Raw genomic sequence first — 16,879 nt, forward strand, 5'->3', positions numbered from 1 at the left:
AGAGGCGCCCTGGGGCCATCGCTCTAGGTGTCGGGTTGTTTCCTTCTGGGGCACCTCAGGCGGTGCAAACGAAGCGGCGATTGGCGTGACGTCTCTGATGTGTACCTAACCAATCGACCAACCCAGGTCATTGTTGAGACTGTTGGAGCAGGGGCCAGAAGTCAGTCTGCTTCTCCGATCTGCTCAGGTGGAGTATCGACCATGTTTGGTTCCTCCGGTTGCGTGGCCTTACTATCCACCCGCTGTGGTGCTTTTGGCATCAGTCGAATCGCGCATTGCCTTCGCTGAGAAAAGCTTTAATAGTGGGAATGGCGTGCCCTGATTCGGAAGCAGGCCAGATCCGAGACAGCTTTGATCAACAGCAATCAAGCTGCTTGCCGGGGCAAGGCTTGCATTCTCGGCTAAGGCATCTGCTGCTGAGATTCTGATCATTCGCGGTTATCGCACCCTTGATATCTGCCTTATCCGTTGGGGAGAGGATCCGACTGACCTGGATCGAAAATTGTGAGCTGAGGTGGTCGCGACTCCAGCTGCAGCGTGCCAATGAAGCGTTCGACAGGCTGCTCGCCATGGACGCCAGCCGCCAGGCGGAGCTGCAAGCCCTTTTGTCCATCAGTGCTCCAGTGCGCTGATGACGGTCTTTGCAAGGACAAACAAAAAACCCCACTCGATCGGGCGGGGCCTGGTTTATTCAAAGCGTGTGGTCAGAAATCAGCAGCACTCGCAGCCGCTGCAGCACTGATCCCCTCCGGCATGTCCATCAGCGCAAGGCTGAGAGCAGAACAGCTTGCCGTCTTTTTCGACAGCTGTTCGGGGAGCAATCGTGCAATCGCAGGGCTCACAGGCGCAGGTTGGGGTTGGGATCGACATAAGCAGTCCTCTTCAGTCATTCCTTTCTACGACGGGTTGTGTCCGGACTCATCCCCCAAATGGGTGCTCGTCTCCATCCCATCACCTCAGTGCAGTGGCCATTCACCCGCTTGCCAGGGCTCTGGCTTTTCAGCAAGTTCAGGATTTTTACTGATCGCCAGGATGCACGATCGCTCGCTGGGGGGATGTGTTCTGCGTCTGGATCAAAGAGTCTTGCTCCAACTTGTTTCAATGAATGGTCTGTCTGCGTCGGGTTGTCGTTGGTTCTGCTGTTGGCGGGCTGTTTGCTGCAGCTGCGCTTTCAGCAATGGAAGGATGGATCAACTTTGCTAAGGCCGATCAGGTCTATCTGCGCTGCGATGTGTCTGGAGTGAACCGAACTTTCTGGGAGATCACCCTCGACGAGGAGGCTGGTAAAGCATGGATTTACCAGCCTTCATTCCGGAGCAGCACTGAATATCCAGCTGAATTCACCAGCAAAACAGTTCGTTTTGGCAAGGAGCTGCCCTACACAGGGTCATACTTTTTCAACGTCTTGGACCGTTCAACCGGAGCACTCACCAGTGATATCCCCGGGTTGGGAGCACCTCCTGTGACCGGAACCTGTGAAATTCTCGCCAACTCAACTCCCTCTGCTTGAACTGATGAATCCCTCTTTTGGGTGATGTGTTGTTGCTCAACTCGGGTGACATTGGAGATGCCCACCTCTGAAGCGCAGTGTTGTCGACAGTCTCACCAGCTCGCTGAATGAACAGGATTCTGTCGACCACTGCCCGCACCAGGCTGTTGATCTTTTAGCGCCTGATCGCAGACTGACCCGATCAGCCCTGGATGTGAGTTCAGTCCTAGCCCCTGCGCTGACGCCAGGCCTACTGTGAAGAGAAGAGTGGTCTCTTCTGGCCAACGCTTGAATCAGCTTTCACTGTGATGATCTAGGGATGTTGTTGGGAACCCTCTTGATGATTGCTCAGCAGTAGCGCTGGTCAGCCCGGCAGAGTTTCTGGTTGGCGTGCCAGGCTGGCCACGACTCTTCAGGCCTTGGACGCCTGTACATCAATTTCAGTGGCCACAAAGCGAGGGTCAGAAGCGTCTGCATGCAAATCATCGCGAGCCACTCGGAAAGATGAATCAAGACATCTGAAGAACGACCTGAAGACGGATTGCTGAAGAGTTCGGTCATGCTCAACGTACCGATGCTTCAGTCGTAGCTCATGGACCGTCGAAGAGCATCGGGAATTCAACCCATTGGGGTCAACTGAACAGACCAAACACCTGATCGAGGATTCCTTTGCCGGTCACTGCCTCAACGGTGACCCCGATGGCCAACCCCAGCATGGCCATGCGTCCATTCAGGCGTTCGGTGTAGAGATTGACAGGGTCAGCAGTCGTCTGCCGGGGCCCTAGAGGTGAATTCGTGAACTGCAAAAGAGACGATCAAATGATTATTCAGAAAACCTTAAGAGCGTGCATCTGTTGTCGGTTGTGCCAAAAGCGCGTGCCGTGTCATTTGTGCTGACATCTTTGAATCAGGTTGAACAAGACATCTGTCTCTGGATACAGACCCCGTTGTCCAAGGCTTGTTCAAGCTTGGCTTGGCTTGAGCGGTCAAACTCGTTGCCGTGATGCTGATTCACCCTTCTTGTACGTTCTTCTCCGCAGGCGTCCGCTGCTCGTTGTGATCGCTTCGATTCTCTTGCCGGTGTCAATCCGTCTCTTGCGCAGGAACAGGAGCGTCGTATTCAGGCTGTGAGGCGTTGCCAAAAGCTTGAAGAGCGTTTCACTCCTGGGCGCGACCTGGGGGCGCAAACCGGTTTCAAGATGGGTGCTGGAAGTCAGTTGACATCCATTGTTCGCCAACGTCAGGAGGTGGCCGCGATACGTGCGATCGATCAGTTTTCAGCTGGAATGAGGTTGAGCAGGATTACATCAAGGTGTATGCCGAGACTTGCAGCCCGGATCAGCTCGATTTCATTTTGAGCTCTGCTGGGACCCCCGCTATCAGCAGCTAATGCAGCTCGAAGTTCTGATGACCAAGGATACTCTTTCTTTGAACGAGAACTATATTTTTCAAATTCAGCAAGCCGCTTTAAAAGCTGTTCAGGACATTCTGTAAGGCTATGTTGGTGGGTTTTTAAATGCGAATATTAATCTTTTACTGACTGTTTAATCTCTCCCTTAATGGCCAGATCTGTTGTTCTGTAGACGAGAACTACCCGTCAGGATTGCTGAGTTGATCACTTTTTGATGGCGTTGTGAAGGGTTAGGGCTTGTGTCTGTGTCAACGAGTTGATCGAAACTCGCTCAGACTTGCAATTCAGGTCTTTGTCGATTTCATAGAGCAGTGCGAAAGCAAACACCACCACTGCACCACCCAGAAAGATCCAGGTTTGCCTCCAGGAGTGCTTTTCGCTGAATTGTTCGATATGGATCCAGGAGTCAGTGGTGTCTCTGTCGTTCATGCCGCCACGTGTCCTCGTTCAATCATGACTCCAGTGCGCGTTGATGGCCTCTGAAGGGCTGATGTTTTGAGCCCTTCGGAGCCAGCGATTTGAGGCTGAGTGGTCGTCCTTCAGCTGTTGGAGTGGGGTGTTCCGCGTGTTCCCGGATATACGGGACGGGCCAGGAGCGTCAGGGGTTTTGGCGCTTCGGCTTTCTTCTGTTGCGTTGCGTTCTTGTCGATTGACGGCATAGCACCAAAAGCGGTTCTTTCCGGTGTAACCCAGGTCGGCCCTTCCGTGCACCTCGACTCAGCAGCAAATCAGACCTGGTTTCTGCGGTTTTCTCGCAAAACAGTCGGCGGCTGATTGCTGGAGTGGCGCGAACCGACGTGATCAATTCCGATGGGCTTGATCAGCCGATGCCTCTGAATCGATGCCGAGGCGCGCATGACCGGCTCCGCTCAGTGGCGTGGACCCATCAAAAAAGGGAGGTCTGATTGTCCAGCCTCCCCCAGGATCAGCATTGTCTCCGGAGCGTTCAGGCCACTGAAATGCTGTAGGGAGCTGCCGGACAGCTTGTCGGCATCGGGTCAATGTCGCCGTTGGCCATTGCTTTTGCACGTCGATACATCTGGCTGTCAGTGGCGCCTTGCTTTTCCATGGCCGCAGCGATCACGGCCCAGTTGCGGATTTCGTAAGTCATCAGAACCAGCAGTTGAAGAACACGGAAACCATCGCTAAATCCGGTTGTTGTCCGTGATCGAGATATCCGCACGGCTGCGGCTCGCGAACAGATCAGCTGCTGTCTAACGTCCCCGCGAAAAGTGGATACCGTTGCTGCTGCTACGTCAAGGCGGCATGAAAACTTGTAATAATTTCTTCATCCCTTCGTGTTTCCCATGAACGAGCCTGTCGCCACCTTCTCGTACGACTTGAACGCTCTGCGGTTGGAATACAAGACCACCTGTGATGCGTTGCGCAATTGGCCCGGAGGTGATCCCAATGAGCAGGATTTTCTTGAATGCAAGAAGCAGGAGATTTTCCGAGCTCTGGCTGAGCAATCTCTCCAGCTCACGGCTTAAATGCTTCGCTGTTGCTTCTCCTGCCTGAGTTGGGCCGTCCTTCGCGTTAGCAAAGCGTCTAACGCGCTCGACTACCTGTTGTTCAAATCATCATTTGAGATCAAGCCAGGAGATTCAAGTTTCTGGCAATAGGCTCTCTTGTTTCATACTCCAATGTTTGGATTGTGATCTGCAGGATCACTTCTGGCAATTAATCAGCGTTGGCAGTCGTGATCATCTTCATTTTTGGTGTCTTTTTTCAGCCGTTGATCTGCTGTGACAACGGTGAAATCGCGCATGGCACCAGGAGGCATTCCACCGAGCTTGCACATCCTTTGCTTCTGTCTGGCTCCCCGTCCCTAGGAAAGATGATCCCCGTCGTTTGTTGATACACCCCAAATGACAACGTTGTCTCTGGCCCGTTTTGTGATCAGTTTGATAACTGCGGTGGGGACTGAGCCATGGCCATGGCTGCATTGTCGATTCTTTGGCCTCTGATCTCCGCTGCTCTGGGCGGCTTCCTTCTCGGGTACGCCGAGGTCATTGTCAATGGAGCAGCAGATCCGCTTCGCGTCAGCTTGGGTTTGACTCCGGCGCAGCTGGGCCTCGTGGTTGCGGCTGATCCGATAGGAGCTGTGCTCACGGGTCTGTTCAGTACCCGACTGACAGCTTCCATCGGCAGGCTGCCGGGAATGCAGTTGGCAGCGTTGGCCTTCATGGGCTCCTTCATCGGCTCAGCGCTCAGCAGCGCGATGCCCTCACTGTTTCTGTGGCGACTGCTCGGTGGGATCGGCATTGGCCTCGCCAGCGTTGTGGTTCCGGCCTATCTCACTGAAATTGCTCCAGCCAGCATGCGTGGCCGGATCGGCAGTGTCATGTATTGCTCCATTGGACTGGGGATTCTGCTCGCCCTGGTGTACGAGGCGTTGCTCGCTCTTGCTGTGCCTGGTGCTGAGCCTGTCCAGCGTCTCGGATCGATGGAACTCTGGCGCTGGATGCTGTTCTCCGGAGCACTCCCCGCACTGCTTTATCTGCTTCTGTTGCCACGGGTTCCGGAGAGTCCACGGGTTTTGGTGTTGGTGCGTGAAGGTCGGCTTGAGCAGGCTCGCAGGGTGTTCAGTGTTTGCGGAGCCTCTGATCCTCACCGTCTGGTGCAGCAGGTTCAGAATTCATTGGCGGTGAAAGTGAAAGGTTCTCAGCAAACAGATGCCATTGGCCTCTGGCAGGTCCTTGCTTTACCGGTTGTCTGGAGTGGAATCGTTCAGGCCTGTTTTCAGCAATTCAATGGCATCAATGCCGTTTTTTATTAATCAACTCTGATCTGGCGATCGATTGGTTTTTCTTCAGAAGTCAGTCTCGGATGGAGTGTGGTGACAGCACCCGTCAATCTGCTTGCCACATTCATCACGATGTTGCTTGTGGATCGACTGGGCCGCAAACAGCTCCTTCTGATCGGTTCCGCCGGGATGACCTTGAGCCTGCTGGCATTATCCATCGGGCTCAGAGGTCTTGTGATGCCGCAGGGTCCTGATTCGCTCAGCGGTTCTTCAACTGTTGTGGTGATGATTGCGGTGAATTTGTTTGTGTTCTCGTTCGGCTGTTCCTGGGGTCCCGTGCTCTGGATTCTGCTTGGTGAGTTGTTCAGCAACCGCATTCGTGAGAAAGCCCTCGGTGTTTCTGTCACTGCCAAATGGTTGGCCACGATTCTGATTTCCCTGAGCTTTCCTCTTTGGCTCAAGCATGCATGACCATCGCTTCCATTCGCCTGCTTTGCTGTGTTCAGCTTGATCTCGTTCATTTATGTCCTGATCGCGCTGCGAGAAACCCGCGGTCGCGAACTTGAACAGATGGGTTGATCAATTTCGACAGATCAGTTTCTTTGCAGTTCAGTTGTTGCGGTTTGTTCCGCAACTGTTGTTCCGTGCAACGCGGACTTCTGAGTGCACCATTGTGAGAACACGCTTGGCCTGAGGCGTCAGGATGTCTTGAGCTGTTGTTGTTCAGTGCATCGTTTTTTCATCGCTTTCGCTGCTGCTTCCTGTCTTTTGCATTCTCCGGTGATGGCTATTCCGGCCATGGATGATCTGGAACTCAGATTGCAGGGTGAAGCCAAGGGATGGCTTGATGCCACTTGCACTTACTACGGATTGGGGTGGATCACTGCCGATCAGGGAAGGAAGGCTCTGAAGCGTCTGATGCTGCTGCTGACGGCGCACTACCTCGATTCAGAAGAAACAGAGCGGGCAAAATCCGCTGCACTCTCGAGAGACCCGCAATGCATAACCATCTGGCCGGAGTCGCCTCAATGATGTCCGCTCAGTCTCAATCCAGCTTCACGCCCACCTGCATCGAGATGCTGTTGTTCACTTTCGGACTGCGCAGTTCGTTGTAGATCGTCTGACCGTTCAGGGATGTGAACAGGCGCTGATTGTTCATGGGGAAAACCTTCAACGCGATGGAAAAGATGTTGTTGGTTGAGATCCCGTTGACGTAAGCCCCGGTATAGGTGTTAGTCAGCGTGAGACTGGCGGCTGAGCTGGGCTTCCACTCCAGCTCGGCTCTGGCCGTTGATGCTGCGAATGTCTCGCCGCAGACAGGATCTGCGAGGCAGCCATCGCCTCCCCAGATCGTCTCGATCGAGGGACCGAGGGACACGGTGAGTCGTGTTTTTGGAGTCTTGATCAGGTTGTAGCCAAGACCAATCGAGCTTTCAAAAACATCAGTACCGGTGAAGTTCAGTGTGTCGTAATTGAAGCGCGCACCTGCATAGGCGTGCAGGCGGCTGTTCAGGTTGCGGATGTAGCGCAGCTCGGCATCGCCCTCATTTGTGTCTGTTGTATTGCCGCTCTCTCCCTCGTCACGGGACACCTCGTATTGGGCACTCACTTTCAAGGACACCTTGTCGGCGCCTGCGCTGTAGCTGGTGTCGAGCTGCGCTGTTCCCCCGGCGGAGAGATCGTTGTCGGTGTTGGATCCCGTGATTCCGCTGGAAAGACTCAGCTTCCATGGCTTCGGCTTGGGTTCTGGCATCAGCGCCGTTTTCGGAATGCTCAGCCGTCCCAGCACCGGGTGCTGCAGCACCGTTGTGGTGTCTGTGCTTTCGGATGGGATGAGTTCTCCGTGCAGGGTGTCGCCGTTGCTCAGCTTGAGGGTGACCTGGTCGGCGAAAGTCGCTTGGGCTCCCAGCAGGACAAGCCCCGCAGTCATGATCGGGATTCGCCGCAACACAACCCTTTCGTTACTAAAGGCCAGATTTTTTCATACAACCCCGTGTCTGCTGTTCAGGTCTTGACCACCGGCACGTCACTCAGGCGTGTGGTGGCTGCCCGGCCCAGGCGTTCCCGTCGCATGGACCAGCTGGAATGCAGACCGCAGGCTGCCCATTGCACGGTGCCTTGTCCATAGCGGCGGTTGAGGCCATCAATGGTGTTCATCAGGGTGTCCCGCCGTTGCAGGTTCACTGCACTGCACGGCACCAGCAAGTGGTGCTGCAGTTGCTCCATGTCCTGCAGATGCTCCATCAGTACGCCGGCCTTGGCGAGCTGACGGTTTGGCTGAAAGATCCGTTCCACCAGTGGTAACGCTGCGTTCAGCAGCGTCTGGGTGTCGTTGCTGGGGAGGTCCAGCTGGGTGCTGGCGCTGCGGCTGTAGAAGGCTGGCACGAATGGGCTGGTGCGGGTGTAAACGCTCAGGGATGCGGCGCGTTGCTGCTGTTTGCGTAGCTTTTCCGCGGCGCGCACCACGTAGGTCGCCACGGCTTCTCTCAGCTCCACCAGGGACGTGATCGGTCGACTGAAACTTCTGCTGACACAGGTTTCCTGTTTCGGGGATGGGGCCAGGTCGAGGGGGAGACAGGCATGCCCCTGGAGTTCCCTCTGCAGACGCAGGCCGACCACACCTGCCTTGGCCCGTAGTGGTCCGCTGGCCATGTCCCGCAGTTCCCGGGCGTTGCGCACACCACGCAATCGGCACCAGTAGGCCAGTTTGCGCCCGATCCCCCACACGTCTTCGATGGCGATCGTTTCCAGCCAGTGGTCCCGATGGCTGCAGTGCCCAAGGTCGAACAGGCCTGCATGGCCTGCCTCCACCTTGGCCAGACGGTTCGCCAGCTTCGCCTGGCCTTTGCTGGCTCCCAGACCGATGGCGATCGGCAGCCCCAGATTGCGACGGACCAGGGCACGCAGTTGCCGTCCCCAGGGCCGCAGATCCGCTGCCGCTGGACGACTGATGCGAGCGAATGCTTCATCGATGGAATACACCTCCAGTTCCTCCACCTGACTTTCCAGGAGGCTCATCAGCCGCTGGCTCATGTCGGCGTAGAGGGCGTAGTTGGAACTGCGCACCACCACTCCGCAGCGTTCCAGCGTCTGCTTGGCCTTGAAATACGGCGTACCCATGGCAATGCCGAGTGCACGGGCTTCGGCGCTGCGGGCCACGATGCAGCCGTCGTTGTTGGAGAGCACCACCACGGGGCGGCCGATCAGGGCTGGATCGAGGCTCTGCTCGCAGGAGGCATAGAAGTTGTTGGCGTCGATGAGGGCGGTGACCTGAGCCATGGCGTTCAGAGGGGGTGAATCACATGGATGGCGACCCCCCAGATCTGCACGTCGTCGCAGGACTGCAGATCGAGAGGTGGATAGCTGGGATTGGCCGCTTCCAGGCGCAGCCGGCCCTGATGGCGCATCAGGCGCTTGAGGGTGAAGCCGCCGTCGAGAACGGCCACCACCACTCGTCCGGGACAGGGGTTAAGGCTGCGGTCCACGACCAGAAGGTCGCCGTCATGAATGCCGGCACCGGTCATGGAGTCTCCGCTGACACGCAGGAAGAAGGTGCTGGTGGGATGACGGATCAATTGGTCGTTGAGGTCGATCCCCACGTCCACGTAGTCCTCTGCCGGGGAGGGAAAGCCAGCGGCCACCCGCTCTCCCGCCAGTGGCAGCTGCCTTGGCGTTCGCTGGGGGCGCAGGGGTTGTGGTGGCTGGAGAAAGGAGCGATCGATCTCCATTGCCATGGGGCCAACAAACCAACACGCTTAGAATAGTACAAATGTTCTATGACGGTTGTTCTGGGTGCGCCGCTCAGATTTGGGCGATGAGATCGGAAAGGCCTGAAGCAATCGCGGACTGGGCCTGGCTGTCGAAATGGATGCCATCAAGGGATGAGGCCGTCGCCACGGTCTGAACATCGAAAGCGAGCAGCTCCAGTTCATCGGCGAGCTGGAGATAGCGGCTGGCTAATGCCTGGGATTTCGTGTCAGCCCCAGCGAACCCCCAGTTCAGCGACTGCGCGGTGATCGTCACCAAGGGCGGGGTCATCAGAACAATGCAGGGGGGCTGGTCGGGCCGCTCACGCGGGCCACAGTTGAGCGCGCTGCGGATGTCGTGAATCAGGATGCGTGCGCCGTCTGCGATCTGCTCGGCGGACAGGTTGAGATAGTCCTTGCAGTCGTTGCAGCCCAGCGCCAGGATCACAACGTCGATGGGTTTGTGGCTGTGCAGAGAGGTCATCAGGCCTGAGCGGCCGCTGCAGCTGTACTGCGCGCCATACCTGGCGGCACCGATGGGATCATCGAGCAGCCAGGTGCGGGAATTGAGGCCGTCCTCAATCGTGCGCCAGGCTTTGCCGGACGCACGCCGGTTCAGCTGTTGCTCCAACTGATTCGGCCAGCGCGTGTCATGGGGCAGCCGTCCTCCACCGTCGGGATTGAATCCCCAGGTGTTGGAGTCGCCAAAGCAGAGGACGGTTCTTGCTTCCTGAGCTGATGCTGTCATGGATGGCAGGTTGTCTGCGCAAATTCAGTTCAGCCATGATCCGGATTCGGCGCCACTGCGGCCTTGACCGGAGAGGATGCGCTCACTGAGGTTGTCGTGATGACTGCTGCTCCATATCTCGTTGCCCTCGCCTTGATCGAGCAGGAGGGGAAGAGGGCTCTGCCGCTTGCTGGGCGTTCCCTGAGTGCGCAAACCGCCACGCAGGAGCAGCCCACCCAGGTGGCCCATTCCCTGGCCCTGGAGCTGCTGCTGCGGCTGTGGCAGCGCAGTGACGATGGACCGTTGCGTCGGGCTTGCGGCGTGGAGAGTCTGCTGCTGGTGGAATTGCCGATGGAGTGTCTCCCGGAGGATCTCCCCAGGCTCAAAGCTGACTGGCTCAACAGTGGCGACACCGAGGCGTTTCAAACGAGTCTTCAAGCCATCTGTGGTCGTGCCTGGACCATGAGCATCGCCAAGTTCGAGCCTGTGGCGCTCAGCGCCTGGCCGGCCTGATCAGTGGTGATGTCGCCGTCCGCTGCAGGCTCACTAGAGCCATTTCAGCCACAAGAACCTCATCGACTCAGGGTGCTGGCAGGCGCATGCGGACTGGGCATCGGTCTGGGATTGATCCGATCCGACTTCGGCGTGATCGGCCGGGAAATGGTGGTGCAGGAATGGATGTCTCAGGCCGATATCGGCGAACTCGCCGCACTCAACATGGTGGGTTACCTGTTGGGCTGTGTGCATCAGGCGCAACTGAAGGGCAAAGCCCAGTTGCTGCGCAGCCTGCGGTTGGCATTGGTTGTCGGAGTGCTTTGCCTCTGGTTGGGGGCTGTGCCGAGTGGCCAACTCGGTGAGGGTGGTCTGAGGGTGTTGGCCGGCTGGGGCGCTGGACATCTGATGAGCGGTCTGCCAGGCCTGGCTCTCACGGGCGTTCCCGCTCGTCATCAACGCCAGGCGGTCGCCACGGTGTTGGGAGGTGGTGCACTGGTGGCTCTGCTGGGAGCCAGTGCGGTGGCCTGGTTGGCTCCGAGTTCGGCTGTAGGTGCTTGGCTAGTGCTGGCTTGCTTCGCCACGGTGTTGTCCCTCCCCACACTGTGGCTGATCGATCGAGGTCAGCGCCGTTTGCGCGCCAACGAACAGTGCGGAGAAGAACAACAGGTGGCGATTGCTGACAGCGGTGTGCGATCAATTGGCTGGTTTCCGTTGATTGCGCTCACCTGCGCGTTTGCTCTCACGGGAGCGGCCCAGGTGCCAATGGCGCTGTATGAGCCGATCGTGGCTTCGAGCCGCATCGGAATGGATGCCTCGATGAGCAGTGCCTCCTTCTCCGCCATGGGACTTGGCGGCCTGATGGCCTCACTGCTGTTGGTGGGTTTGCCCAGGGCCTGGCCAACGGCACTGTTGCTCCCGGTAGTGGCCATGGTTGGTGGATTGGGGGCCTGGATCTATGCGTTGGCGCGCTCGCCACAACTGCTGCTTTTGTCTGCTTTTTTGATCGGTTGGTGGTCAATCATGACCTCATCGCTCACGCTCGATCGACTGCCTGACCTGGTGCCGGCCGAGTTGCAGAGACGTTGCTGGGCAACACTCACCACGCTCAATGGCCTTGGTTTTGTGATCTTCTCGATGGGAACAAGCTCGATGGCCTCGAAGGGCTTGCAGACCTTGCTCTGGCTTGGGGTGGCACTCATGGCATGCGTGCTGTTTGCGCAGTTGTTGCAGATCTCTCGCCGATCCGTTTCGAATAGCCAAAGCTGATGAATATGAAAGTCATCGCGCTTGATCACAGCCATGACGAACGATCGCTGTGTGACCCCCGAACAGATCATGGGAACGTCTCAACAGAGTGCTAATGGCCACCGAAAAGGGACCACCTCGGCGTTTTTTCTGAACGCGGAATGGGCCCTCCGCAGGCCCTTGCTATCGGATCAAGACCGACTGCAGGCTGAAGCCTGCAATCGCATGCTTCGGCGTCAGATGGTCGACATTGTGCGTTCCAACGGCGTTGGTGACCTGTTCGACTGGCGCGACCAGGACATCGCTGAGATCTGTCTAGAGGAGATGGCCAAGCGCGGCGATGAGCAGGTTCAGGGTTTTGATGCTGACAATCTCGAGGCTCTGGCCTCAGGTGAGGTGTGCGGATTCACCGGTGAGGATCTGTTGCCGGGTGCTCAGGATTTCGGTGCATCAGCTGAGCAGACCGCTATCAGTAGCCATCGCACCGACCCTGTGCTGCAGGAGCATCTCAACCGTCAGCGGGGAGTTCGCAAAGGAACCTTCGGTGCTTTTTGCGCGAACTATCGACTGGCCAGGACTCAGCCTGATCCGGCTGCGACAGAAGCTGCTGCGATGATGCTTGAGCTGCTGCCTCACGTGCATCAGCTTGGATACCTCAAGTGGTGGGTATGCCGTGATGCCTGGGCCGAGGCTCTGGTTGCCTTGGGGGCTTGAATGGCGCGGCATCTGGGCGTTCGTCCTTGGTTTGGCTGTCACGCCCGGTGATAGGGACTGCCCTGAAGGATCGACTGTGCTCTGTAGAGCTGTTCAAGAAGTAGCAGCCGGGCTAGTTCATGGGGGAACGTCATTGGCGAAAGGCTCAGCTGCCAGCGGGCTGAGCTCTTGAGTGCATCGGTGAAGCCTTCAGCGCCACCAATCACAAAGGCCAGACGCTCAGAACCCAAGTCCCGCAAACGATCAGCGAAGCCCACAGAGGTCAGGGTGATGCCCTGCTCCATCAGCAGCACCGGACATTCATCGCTACGCAGGGCCTGACGGATCGCCTCCGCTTCCTTCTCAGGGTTGCTGTCACGCAGTTCGGTGACGCCCAGGCCAGGCAGCCGTTTGAGGTAGAGCTCCACACCTTCCTGAACCCAGCGCTTACGCACTTTTCCGACCGCGATGATGCGGCAGCGGGAGATGTTCATGGCATAGCGGCTTCAGTCCATTTCGTCGTCTTGTTCCTCGAGAAACATCTGCCCGAAAGCCACATACAGACTGTCCTCTTCGCTGCCGGGAATGACATCACGGCGTTGAGGCCGGGTGTTTTTACCCTTGCCCGTCGAACGGGTCGGCAAGGCTGACGGGGATGCAGCCGAATCCTTCGTCACGGTAGAAGGGGCATTCCGCTGCTGGCGTCGTTCACTGTCGACCCGCTCTTCTGCATCACGCAATCTCGCTATCAGATGCTCTGGAACGGTGCCGTCCTGGCTCACCTGCATCAGTTCATGGAACAGAGCTTTGGGATCCTGCTCAGTTTCCACTTTGTGGCGGGGCCGGCTGTCTTTGGCGGCGCGTTTCGTTTCGGTTGCCGGTGCGGGGATGGCTTCAGGAAGCTGACGTCCCAGTTGCCTGAGCCGCTCCAGGCTGCGGGGATCGAAGCTCATGAGCAGCCAAGGGTGTCGCGTGTTTCGCGGCCTGTTACTGGATTGGTGCCGTCGGCGGCGGCGCAGAGTGTTTTGAGTGCGTCACCGCGGAAAGGCACGTTGGTGAAATCGGCACCTGTGATCGTCACGTTGATGAAGCGGGTGTTGAAGGCAAAAGCATCTTCGAGAACAGCGTCCGTGAGGTTGGTGCCATCCAGCACCGCTGAATCCAGCGTTGCGTCGCGCAGGTTGGCTCCTGCGAGGTTGGCGTCTTGAAGCTTGGCTCCATAGAGGCTGGCGCCCTGAAGGTCGCTGCCAGACAGATCAGCTTCACGCAGGTTGGTGAGGTTGAAGGTCACGCCCTGCATCTCCCGGTTGGAGAAATCAGCACCGATCAACACCTGTTTGGCGTAATCCATCGCAGCCTCAACCGGCTGAGCAGGCAGACCCACCAGCAGAAGCAAAGCAAGCAGAGAGGCCAGTAGATGTCGTTGCATCAGCGGATGAAGAACGCTGTTCAAGCCTAGAGCGCGTTGAACACTGTTTTAAGCGAAACGCTGAGTGAAGGTGTCGAGGAGCTGTTTGTGAAGGATTGGCATTCAACTGCAGGCGAAGAATCACATTGCCGAGGTATCAGGCTTTTTGGTACCAGGCTTTGTTTTTGCCGGGAAGACCTTGAACTGTTCTTCTGTCATTGCTTGTCAGCATATTTTTGAATGCATCACTTTTGGCAATCAACCAGTCGGGATCATTCGATCAAAAGGGCGAGGCAAACTTTAAATGACAGATTCAAATATATTATTCCAGTCGATCAGCCAGATTAAAAACTTTGATACGGGTTCACAATTAATGATGCAGCTGATGTCTAAGGTTGTGTGCTCAAATTGGATTGCCCCCTTGTGCTTTCGTTGAGTGATTGAACTGGAATGCCCTTGACCCAATGATCAAAAATCTTTTCTGTTGCACCGGTTGTATATTGAAAAAACATCCAGTCATCCCAGATACGCAGAAGAGTTTTTGCTTCCAGTGGCAGAATTCTTTGTTTGGGAACTTGTTGTACTGGCATTGGCACAGTGATTCTCAGTGAAGGTTCAAGAACTGTCCAGGCGCTTGCCTTTTCCGTTGTCATTAAAACGAGATCGACCTGATTGTTGTTTAAGGCTTCGATCAGTAAACGATTGGTGCGTTGTCGTATAAAAATCGCTTCAGGTGCAGCCTGGCTCAATGTTGAATCAACCAAATTTTTGCCTTCTAGAATTCCGATCCTCAACGTTTTATATTTTTTAAGATCATTCCATTGTTTGATGGTGCTGAATTGAGGCTGCTTGCTTAGGAACGAAAGACTCAGGTCTCTAAGAGATCTTGTAGACAGAAATTTGGAAATTACTTTGTGGCTGGTAATAACGTTAGAAAGGGTCATGTCGCAATTATGTGATGCAAAAAAGTTCTTACTCAGTTTTGTGCTTTTGCCGATTGGTTTGTTGAACGACTTGAACAGTTTGAACTCCGGTTTCAAGCCCATCTCTTCAGCAAAAAGCAGGCCGATTTCAATATCCAGTCCGACAAGATTGCCTGAGGAGTTTTTGTATGACATTGGGTAGTCATTTCTCATAATGCAATAATGAATAATTCCTTGTTTCTTGATCCTTTGCCATGAGCCAGGTTCTGAAATCTTTGTGTGTGAGAGATCGATTTTCGCAGTTCCTTTTGCCACTGCAAAGCCCTGCGAAAGCATTTGCTCTTTCTCCCAGTTGACGGGTGCAGGAACCCTGTTGAAGATTGCATTAATCGTTGCAATGAATAGGGGAATGCTTAGATACGATATTGCCGCTGGCAAAAGCCTTTGTTGTTGTTCGTGTGTATTTCCCAGGCTGATCCAGGTGCTTATGATCACGAGGCTGAAGACACTGCTGCATTCCAGTAGGGTTCCGAGTCGAGCAATAATTGTTTGATCAAGAGTCACATAAAGGTCAACAAGTTGATTGGATAGATTCAACCTGTTGATCATGAATGTCATTGCCATGACTCCCTCCATGAACGTGCTGGCAAGGCCTGTGAGCAGAAACTCCGGATAAGCTTCGATGATCAATGGTCTGCCAGTCATCCATTCTGAAAAAGGAATGAATGCAATAGAGGCGATTCTGCCCATGCCAGGAAAGACCAATGCCAGAGGTGTAAGTAGCTCAATGGGGAGTTCAATCTCCTTGATAAGGGCTGAATTTGCGGATTGATTATGAGTGCTGATATGGTGAACTTTGCGTTTTTCTTCTAAAATCAGCTGCTTAATGATATTGATTATTGAAGGTAAGACGACAAGCATGTTTGCTGTAGCGAACGCAATCAGCATGGGGTTCTTGAATCTATTGATAATTTTCTTGGCTTTGAAAGGGGTTAGGCCTTGGACGATTAGGGGGAGAATGAGGAATGTCAACAGCAGCGCAATTCCTGCCTGTAAAGCTACGTAGATCCCGATTCGTGGGATCTGTGAACTGCCTATTTTATTGGCACTGCTCGCCACAATTGCAAGAACTCCAAGTGGGGTGAATTTAGAAATTGTTGTTGATATTTTTAACAATCCACTGCAAAGAGTATCAAATATTTTGATGAGTGATTTTCTTTTTGGGATTCTGATTAACGCAATTCCTAGCATTAATGAAAAAAGCACAATTGCCGGTATCTGGGTTTGTGCAAATGCCTCAAATGGGTTTGAAGGGATAAAGAGTTCGACTAAATCAAATGATTCTCCTGTTTCCAGAAGACTGGGTTGGTAAAACGATCCTTGTTGCCAATCAGGAAAGCCCAGCGGTATGAGGCAGACAGTCAGCAAAATAAGTGCCCAGAAAAAGACAAGCACAGCTCCTGCTCTGATTAAGAGCCGACCGGCCTGATGCATTTCCAGCCTTCCCACGCCAGCGATGAGAGATAGGCTGATAAATGGTAAAACAGGCATTTGAAATAGCCTTATAAATCCATTGCCGACGGGTGATAAATAAGTCGTTGCTTGGTCGGGTAGGAGCTGTCCCAGTATGAAGCCGACACCCATGCCCTCGATAACCTGGGCAGCAAAGTTTTGTCGATTGAATCGTTTGATTAATTGCATGAAATCCCGTGAAATTGATTTCATGCTTTGGCTGTCCTATGGATAATTCATAGCGCTTCCAGTTATTGCGGCACCCCATTTGCAACATGCCTGGGTTTCTTTTGTTGTATGAACTGGCTTGCGGCGGCGATGCGTCAATGTTTTTGATCGAGTGATTTTCTTCCTGGTTGTTGAGCTCTGATTTTTCTGATCATCCTGGCTTCAGCACGGTCTGCTCCGATGAATCGAATCGCTCTGGCGTGTCTTTTCAATGGCATGCAATGTTTGAACTTGCTTCCATCCATGTCGTGATGAA

General features: G+C 55.0%; 19 protein-coding genes and 1 pseudogene. 7 read left to right on the forward strand and 13 right to left on the reverse strand.

Features of this window, described 5'->3' with window-relative positions; all coding sequences use genetic code 11:
* Nucleotides 1-461 precede the first annotated feature (461 nt).
* Entirely contained in the window at nt 462-647 is a 186-nt protein-coding gene (locus tag SIB58_RS05775) for a hypothetical protein (RefSeq protein ID WP_414494713.1), read from the reverse strand.
* Nucleotides 648-711: 64 nt separating this feature from the next.
* A complete protein-coding gene (locus SIB58_RS05780) occupies nt 712-870 on the reverse strand; it encodes a metallothionein (protein ID WP_074159290.1) in 159 nt (52 codons plus the stop codon).
* Between the two features lie 235 nt (nt 871-1,105).
* Here SIB58_RS05780 and SIB58_RS05785 point away from each other — a divergent pair, with 235 nt between their 5' ends.
* Nucleotides 1,106-1,510: a hypothetical protein gene (locus SIB58_RS05785; protein WP_066906434.1), complete on the forward strand. Its 405-nt coding sequence runs from the start codon at nt 1,106-1,108 to the stop codon at nt 1,508-1,510.
* A 611-nt stretch (nt 1,511-2,121) separates the two neighbouring features.
* On the opposite strand, the gene SIB58_RS05790 is transcribed toward SIB58_RS05785, so the two are convergent.
* From SIB58_RS05790 to SIB58_RS05800, 3 genes are all read right to left on the reverse strand, one after another.
* Entirely contained in the window at nt 2,122-2,295 is a 174-nt protein-coding gene (locus tag SIB58_RS05790) for a hypothetical protein (protein WP_197461094.1), read from the reverse strand.
* An 809-nt stretch (nt 2,296-3,104) separates the two neighbouring features.
* Nucleotides 3,105-3,329, reverse strand: coding sequence for a hypothetical protein (locus tag SIB58_RS05795; protein WP_066906428.1), 225 nt, complete (start codon nt 3,327-3,329; stop codon nt 3,105-3,107).
* A 517-nt stretch (nt 3,330-3,846) separates the two neighbouring features.
* Nucleotides 3,847-4,011 (reverse strand): hypothetical protein, encoded by a 165-nt coding sequence (locus SIB58_RS05800; RefSeq protein ID WP_197461092.1) that lies wholly within the window; start codon nt 4,009-4,011, stop codon nt 3,847-3,849.
* A 196-nt stretch (nt 4,012-4,207) separates the two neighbouring features.
* On the opposite strand from SIB58_RS05800, the gene SIB58_RS05805 reads away from it, so the two are divergent.
* The 3 genes and pseudogenes from SIB58_RS05805 to SIB58_RS05815 all read left to right on the forward strand — a co-directional run bounded on the left by SIB58_RS05805 (nt 4,208) and on the right by SIB58_RS05815 (nt 6,678).
* Nucleotides 4,208-4,390: a hypothetical protein gene (locus tag SIB58_RS05805; RefSeq protein WP_066906425.1), complete on the forward strand. Its 183-nt coding sequence runs from the start codon at nt 4,208-4,210 to the stop codon at nt 4,388-4,390.
* 446 nt (nt 4,391-4,836) lie between these two features.
* A pseudogene (locus tag SIB58_RS05810) lies at nt 4,837-6,117 on the forward strand (sugar porter family MFS transporter).
* 312 nt (nt 6,118-6,429) lie between these two features.
* Nucleotides 6,430-6,678: a hypothetical protein gene (locus SIB58_RS05815; protein ID WP_231857022.1), complete on the forward strand. Its 249-nt coding sequence runs from the start codon at nt 6,430-6,432 to the stop codon at nt 6,676-6,678.
* Nucleotides 6,679-6,691: 13 nt separating this feature from the next.
* On the opposite strand, the gene SIB58_RS05820 is transcribed toward SIB58_RS05815, so the two are convergent.
* The 4 genes from SIB58_RS05820 to SIB58_RS05835 all read right to left on the reverse strand — a co-directional run bounded on the left by SIB58_RS05820 (nt 6,692) and on the right by SIB58_RS05835 (nt 10,140).
* Nucleotides 6,692-7,576, reverse strand: a complete 885-nt coding sequence (locus SIB58_RS05820; RefSeq protein WP_231857021.1) for a DUF481 domain-containing protein — start codon at nt 7,574-7,576, stop codon at nt 6,692-6,694.
* A gap of 74 nt (nt 7,577-7,650) precedes the next feature.
* The gene (locus tag SIB58_RS05825; RefSeq protein WP_066906421.1) at nt 7,651-8,925 is read right to left on the reverse strand and encodes a Y-family DNA polymerase; all 1,275 of its coding nucleotides are present in this window, start codon (nt 8,923-8,925) and stop codon (nt 7,651-7,653) included.
* Nucleotides 8,926-8,930: 5 nt separating this feature from the next.
* Nucleotides 8,931-9,374 (reverse strand): LexA family protein, encoded by a 444-nt coding sequence (locus SIB58_RS05830; RefSeq protein ID WP_066906419.1) that lies wholly within the window; start codon nt 9,372-9,374, stop codon nt 8,931-8,933.
* Nucleotides 9,375-9,447: 73 nt separating this feature from the next.
* The gene (locus SIB58_RS05835; RefSeq protein ID WP_066906417.1) at nt 9,448-10,140 is read right to left on the reverse strand and encodes an SGNH/GDSL hydrolase family protein; all 693 of its coding nucleotides are present in this window, start codon (nt 10,138-10,140) and stop codon (nt 9,448-9,450) included.
* 99 nt (nt 10,141-10,239) lie between these two features.
* Here SIB58_RS05835 and SIB58_RS05840 point away from each other — a divergent pair, with 99 nt between their 5' ends.
* Genes SIB58_RS05840 through SIB58_RS05850 form a run of 3 tightly spaced genes read left to right on the forward strand, consistent with a single transcriptional unit; the run spans nt 10,240 to nt 12,573 of the window.
* Entirely contained in the window at nt 10,240-10,632 is a 393-nt protein-coding gene (locus SIB58_RS05840) for a hypothetical protein (RefSeq protein WP_066906626.1), read from the forward strand.
* A gap of 9 nt (nt 10,633-10,641) precedes the next feature.
* Nucleotides 10,642-11,880: a YbfB/YjiJ family MFS transporter gene (locus SIB58_RS05845; protein ID WP_066906415.1), complete on the forward strand. Its 1,239-nt coding sequence runs from the start codon at nt 10,642-10,644 to the stop codon at nt 11,878-11,880.
* Nucleotides 11,881-11,913: 33 nt separating this feature from the next.
* Nucleotides 11,914-12,573, forward strand: a complete 660-nt coding sequence (locus tag SIB58_RS05850) for a hypothetical protein (protein WP_066906413.1) — start codon at nt 11,914-11,916, stop codon at nt 12,571-12,573.
* Nucleotides 12,574-12,611: 38 nt separating this feature from the next.
* On the opposite strand, the gene SIB58_RS05855 is transcribed toward SIB58_RS05850, so the two are convergent.
* The 4 genes from SIB58_RS05855 to SIB58_RS05870 form a co-directional block, all read right to left on the reverse strand.
* Nucleotides 12,612-13,046, reverse strand: a complete 435-nt coding sequence (locus tag SIB58_RS05855; RefSeq protein ID WP_066906412.1) for a 23S rRNA (pseudouridine(1915)-N(3))-methyltransferase RlmH — start codon at nt 13,044-13,046, stop codon at nt 12,612-12,614.
* A gap of 12 nt (nt 13,047-13,058) precedes the next feature.
* Nucleotides 13,059-13,505 carry a hypothetical protein gene (locus tag SIB58_RS05860; protein ID WP_066906410.1) on the reverse strand — a complete coding sequence of 149 codons (447 nt, stop codon included), beginning with the start codon at nt 13,503-13,505 and terminating at the stop codon, nt 13,059-13,061.
* On the reverse strand, nt 13,502-13,981 hold the full coding sequence (locus SIB58_RS05865; RefSeq protein WP_066906624.1) for a pentapeptide repeat-containing protein: 480 nt from the start codon (nt 13,979-13,981) through the stop codon (nt 13,502-13,504). The genes SIB58_RS05860 and SIB58_RS05865 overlap by 4 nt, the downstream gene beginning before the upstream one ends.
* A 368-nt stretch (nt 13,982-14,349) precedes the next feature.
* Nucleotides 14,350-16,608, reverse strand: coding sequence for a cation:dicarboxylate symporter family transporter (locus tag SIB58_RS05870; protein WP_066906408.1), 2,259 nt, complete (start codon nt 16,606-16,608; stop codon nt 14,350-14,352).
* Between the last annotated feature and the right edge of the window lie 271 nt (nt 16,609-16,879).

The sequence above is a fragment of the Synechococcus sp. MIT S9504 genome (genome assembly GCF_047497135.1).
In the GTDB taxonomy this organism is placed as follows: domain Bacteria; phylum Cyanobacteriota; class Cyanobacteriia; order PCC-6307; family Cyanobiaceae; genus Synechococcus_C.